This window comes from Jiangella rhizosphaerae (assembly GCF_003579925.1).
GTDB lineage: Bacteria > Actinomycetota > Actinomycetes > Jiangellales > Jiangellaceae > Jiangella > Jiangella rhizosphaerae.
Genome location: NZ_QUAL01000051.1, coordinates 1 through 4,881, shown reverse-complemented (window position 1 = coordinate 4,881; position 4,881 = coordinate 1). Strand labels below are relative to the sequence as shown.

The 4,881-nt window shown below is 72.4% G+C and carries 5 protein-coding genes; 2 read left to right on the top strand and 3 right to left on the bottom strand.

All coding sequences use genetic code 11. From position 1 onward, the window contains the following. Window positions 1-1,044 (bottom strand): MFS transporter (locus DY240_RS06095; protein WP_119659062.1); only part of this gene is annotated, 1,044 nt, incomplete at its 3' end. Further along, a complete protein-coding gene (locus DY240_RS06090) occupies window positions 1,028-1,744 on the bottom strand; it encodes an LppX_LprAFG lipoprotein (protein WP_158602754.1) in 717 nt (238 codons plus the stop codon). The genes DY240_RS06095 and DY240_RS06090, both read right to left, overlap by 17 nt. A gap of 247 nt (window positions 1,745-1,991) precedes the next feature. Between DY240_RS06090 and DY240_RS06085 the strand changes: the two genes are divergently transcribed. Both DY240_RS06085 and DY240_RS06080 read left to right on the top strand, forming a co-directional pair. Then, complete coding sequence (locus DY240_RS06085) at window positions 1,992-3,542, top strand: DHA2 family efflux MFS transporter permease subunit (RefSeq protein ID WP_199700915.1); 1,551 nt, start codon at window positions 1,992-1,994, stop codon at window positions 3,540-3,542. Between the two features lies 1 nt (window position 3,543). Further along, window positions 3,544-4,152, top strand: coding sequence for a TetR/AcrR family transcriptional regulator (locus DY240_RS06080; protein WP_119659060.1), 609 nt, complete (start codon window positions 3,544-3,546; stop codon window positions 4,150-4,152). A 544-nt stretch (window positions 4,153-4,696) separates the two neighbouring features. Here DY240_RS06080 and DY240_RS06075 read toward each other — a convergent pair. Continuing rightward, the coding region (locus DY240_RS06075) for a hypothetical protein (RefSeq protein ID WP_147375207.1) at window positions 4,697-4,881 on the bottom strand (185 nt) is incomplete at its 5' end.

Below are 4,881 nucleotides of genomic sequence, written 5' to 3'. Positions count from 1 at the left end.
GAGCGGCGCGGCGGCGCGGCGCTGCCGCCAGGCGAACGCCGCCAGCGCGACCGCGGACCCGGCCAGCAGCCACGGCCCGGACGGCGCCATCAGCTCGACCGCGGGGTCGGCGACGGCGAACGTCAGGACGATCCCGCCGAGCGCGACGCCGAGCAGCAACGCGCCGGGCAGGTCCGCCGCCCGCAGCACCGCCGGGGTGCGGCGCAACGGCAGCAGGGGCCGGCGGGCGGTCAGCTCGCGGGCGACGAACCCCACCGCCAGCACGCCCGCGGCCAGCGCGAGCGGCGTCGTCCACTCGTGGTCGTCGAGCCGGGGGACCAGCAGCTCGCCCCACCGGACGCTCTGCTCCAGCGACGCGGGCCGGCTGACGGCGACGCCGGCGCAGGCCAGGGCGCCGAGCCCGAGAACCGCGCCGAGGAGGTCGAACCGGCCGGGTGCGGCATCGGACGCCTCGGCCTCGGCGGCCGCGCGACGTCGCCGTCCGGCCGCCGTCCCGGCGAACAGCACGGCGCCGACCGCGAAGTTCACCCAGAAGATCGCCCGCCAGTCCGCCACCGCGAGGATCGCCGCGCCGAACAGCGGCCCGAGCACCGAGCCCAGCTCCTGTACCGCGCCGACCAGCCCGAGCGGCACCCCGCGCCGCTCAGGCGGCCACAGGTCGGCGACGAGTGCGAGCGTCACCGGGACCAGCGCGCCGCCGCCGGCGCCCTGCAGGAACCGGCCGACCACCGCGCCCGCGACGCCGTCGGCCGACGCCGTCAGCAGCGAGCCGGCGGTGAACACCAGCAGCGAGCCGGTCAGGACCGGCAGCCGGCCGGTGACGTCGGAGACCCGCCCGACCAGCGGCAGCACCACCACGTAGCCGAGCAGGAACATCGAGACCAGGGGAGCGGCGCGCTGGAGTTCGTCGACGTCCAGCCCGACGCCCACCATCATGTCCGGCAGCGCCAGGACGATGACGTAGGTGTCGGCGGCGGCCAGCAGGACGCCGACGACCCCGAGGACGAGCGCGGCGCGGCCGGTCCGCTCAGCTCTCCGGAGCACTGATCTCGGCGGGCTCGTCGTACTTGTCGAGACGGACGGTGTAGGTCTGTTCGTCGCCGCCGTCGTAGAACGGGCCGGTCAGCGTGGCCTGGCGCAGCTGGCCGGTCTCGGAGTCGAGCGCCCACACGGCCTGGACCTCGGCGGACGGGTCGGCGATGGTGAGCACCTCGCCGACCAGCTCGCCCGGAAGCACCGACTCGACCTGGTCGTAGACGTCGCCGTCGACGCGCACCTGCTCGCCGGCCGTGATGTCGGAGCCGGACGTGAGCAGCTGACTCACGCCGTGGTCGGGATCGATCAGCAGGCCGGGGTCGCCGAACCCCAGCTCTTCGGCGTCGACCTCGTCGAACCCGCTGGTCAGCGGCAGCTGCGCCCACAGCTTCCCGTCGACGGAGACGACCTGGATGGTGGCGGGCAGGGCGCCGGCGCGGATGCGGATCTCGCCCTCGAACGACGACGGCGGCACCGCGACGCCCTCGCCGCCGACGACGACCGTGCCGTCGTCGGGGAGGTCCTCGCCCTCGAGCGTGAACGTGACGCTGGACGCCTCGTTGAGCAGGTCGGCGGCGGTCTCGAGCTGCGCCTGCGGGTCGCCGTCGGGCGTGCCGCCGCCGTCGCCGTCGTCGTCGCTGCACGCGGTCAGGGCCAGCGTGGCGGCGACCAGCGCGGCGGGCAGGATGCGGCGAGCGACATGGCGCATGACGGCAGTCTGCCAGCCTTTCCGGGCCCCGTGACCCACGACACCCGCTGGCCTGTTCATGGACGGCTCTCTCCTCCCGTTCGGTGCGCGGCCACGATGCGCGGTGGCGGCTGTGATTTCGCTGAGAGTTCGCGAAATAGCGATACGCGACGGTTGCGTATCGGAGCGTGGAGGTCTAGCGTCGTCCGCGGGAAACGATACGGCACGGAAGCGTATCGAAAGAGCAAGCAGGGAAGGACCCGCCATCGTGGACCAAGCGACGATCCACAACCGGCGATGGAGCATCCTCGGCGTCCTCGTCGTGAGCCTGCTCGTCGTCGTGCTCGACAACACGGTGCTCAACGTCGCGCTCCGAACCATCCAGGACGATCTCTCGGCCACCCAGAGCGAGCTGGAGTGGGCGATCAACTCCTACACCCTCGTGTTCGCCGGACTGCTGTTCACGTTCGGTCTGCTCGGCGACCGGTTCGGCCGCCGGCGGATGCTCATGCTGGGGCTGCTGCTGTTCGGCATCGCGTCGGCGGTGTCGGCGTACGCGAGCTCGCCGGAGCAGCTGATCGCGGCCCGGGCGTTCATGGGCGTCGGCGCGGCCGCCGTCATGCCGGCGACGCTGGCGATCATCACCCAGGTCTTCGAGCCGGAGGAGCGCGGCCGGGCCATCGGCATCTGGGTCGCCTCCGTCGGCATCTCCGTCGTGCTGGGGCCGGTCCTCGGCGGCGCGCTGCTGGAGCGGTTCTGGTGGGGCTCGGTGTTCCTCATCAACGTGCCGGTCGTGGTCATCGGCCTCGCGCTGATCGCGTGGCTGGTGCCGGAGTCGCGCAACCCCTCGCCCGGCCGGCTGGATCCCGGCGGCGTGCTGCTGTCGATCGTCGGCCTGACGCTGCTGGTCTACGGCATCATCGAGGGCGGCGAGCGGGCGACCGTCACCGACCCGCTGGTCTGGGGCTCGACGCTGGGCGGCCTGGCCGTGCTGGCGCTGTTCGTCTGGTTCGAGCGGCGCTCGACGCACCCCGCGCTGGACGTCGGGCTGTTCCGGAACCCGGTGTTCTCGGCCTCGGTGACGACGATCGGGCTGGTGTTCTTCGCCATGCTCGGGACGTTCTTCTTCATGACGTTCTACCTGCAGATCGTCCGCGGGTACTCGCCGCTGGAGACCGGCCTGATGTTCCTGCCGTTCGCGGTGGCACAGACGGTGTTCTCGACGTTCTCGTCGACGGCGGTGCGCCGGTGGGGCATCCGCGCGGTGACCGGGACGGGTCTCGGCCTGGTCGCGTTGAGCCTGCTGGCGATGGGGTTCATCGACGAGTCGACGCCGGTGTGGTTCCTGCTGCTCGCGTTCCTCGTCCAGGGCGCCGGCATCGCCAACGTCATGCCGCCGGCCACGACCGCCGTCATGGCCGCCGTCCCGCGCGAGAAGGCCGGCGTCGGATCCGCCGTCAACAACACGATGCGGCAGGTCGGCGGCGCCCTGGGGGTCGCCATCCTCGGCGCGGTGCTGTCGGCGCGGTACCGGTCCGGCGTCGAGGACGCGGTGGGCGTGCTGCCGTCGGAGGTGCGGCACGCGGCCGCCGAGTCGATCGGCACGACGATGCAGGCGGCCGAGCGGGCCGGCGTCGTGGCGCAGGTCCGCGGCCCGGCGTTCGAGGCCTTCCTCAGCGGCGTGCACTGGGTAGCCTTCTTGGGAGCCGCGGTGGCGGCGCTGAGCGTGCTCGTCGTCGGCGTGTTCCTGCCCGGCCGGTCGCGCGGCCCGGCGCCCGACGCGGCGGAGGCATCGGAGCCGGAGATCGTGAGGAGTTGAGATGACGGAGATCGCTCCGGTGGAGCAGCGGCGCAGCGGCCGGCCGCGCAGCGAGGACGCCGACAGGGCGATCATCGAGGCGACCCTCGACCTGCTCGCGGAGTCCGGCATCGCCGGGACCACCATCGAGGGCGTCGCCGCCCGGGCCGGCGTCGGCAAGACCACCGTCTACCGCCGGTGGAAGGGTCTGGAGAGCCTCATCTGCGACGCCGTCGCCGAGCTCAAGGGCCCGCTGCCGACGCTGCCCGGCACCTCGATCCGCGACGACATGCTGGCGCTGTTCGAGGCGGCCGCCCGCGGCCGCGAGTCGGCGCGCAACCGCAAGGTGTACGCGTGCTTCATCGGCGAGATGACCCGCTACCCGGCGCTGGACGCCCAGTACCGGTCGGCGGTCATCGCGCCGCGCCGCGCCCTGACCCAGGCGGCCCTCCAGCGCGCCATCGAACGGGGTGAGCTCCGCGACGACATCGACCTCGACGTCATGGCCGAGATCGTCACGGCGCCGACGCTGCACTGGATGCTGCACAACCCCGACCGCATCCCGACCCGCGAGCAACTGGAGCAGTTCCTCGACGGCGTCCTCCACGGCGTCGCCCGCCCCACGCGATGATCATCGGCGATCACTTCGGGATGCACAACGCCTCCCTGTTGTTGTGCCCGTTTCGCGCCGTTTTGTCGGGTTGTGGACGGCGGTGATCATCCAGGATCGTCTACATCACGAGGATTACGTGAGCTTCAACATGACTGTAGGGGTGTTGATGCTGGGGTAATCCTCGTGATGGCCCACGAATCACGGCGAAATCTCGCGATGTGGACGCTCAGCGACACCAACGCCACACCGTAACGGGGCCAACGCCGCGGGAGTCGTCGCCGCTCTTCCCCCGTCCCCCTGATAGCTGCCCGTTCTTAGCCGCGGGCGCGCGGGTCAAGCGGTCATCGCCGGCGCGAAGCGCCTCCATAGTCCGCTTGAGGCGCGCGTGCGCGGCCAAGAGAATGGGCAGCAGGGGGACGGCCCACGTCACGACCCGGCCAACGCCGCAACCCCGGGCCAACGGTGACCGACGTCCTGGGCGTGGGTCGCGTGTTGGGTCTGAGTCGCGGCTTCGAGCCGTATTCCGCCGTGAAGCGCGACTCGGACCCAGGACGTCGCGTCGCTACTCCAGCTCCAGCGTCCCTTGCTCACCCTCGACGACGGGCTCATCCGGTGCCGCATCAGCGCTGTCACCACCGCCGAGCGGACCGCCGACGGCGGCGATGGGCTGCGCCACGCCGACGCCCGAGCCGTCGCGGCGCCCGACCGCGGCCGGCAGCTCGATCGGCACCCCGCTCGCGGCCGCCG

Coding starts and splice junctions, on each gene's coding strand:
- DY240_RS06090 (WP_158602754.1), bottom strand. CDS start 1,744: ATGCGCCATGTCGCTCGCCGCATCCTGCCCGCCGCGCTGGTCGCCGCC.
- DY240_RS06080 (WP_119659060.1), top strand. CDS start 3,544: ATGACGGAGATCGCTCCGGTGGAGCAGCGGCGCAGCGGCCGGCCGCGC.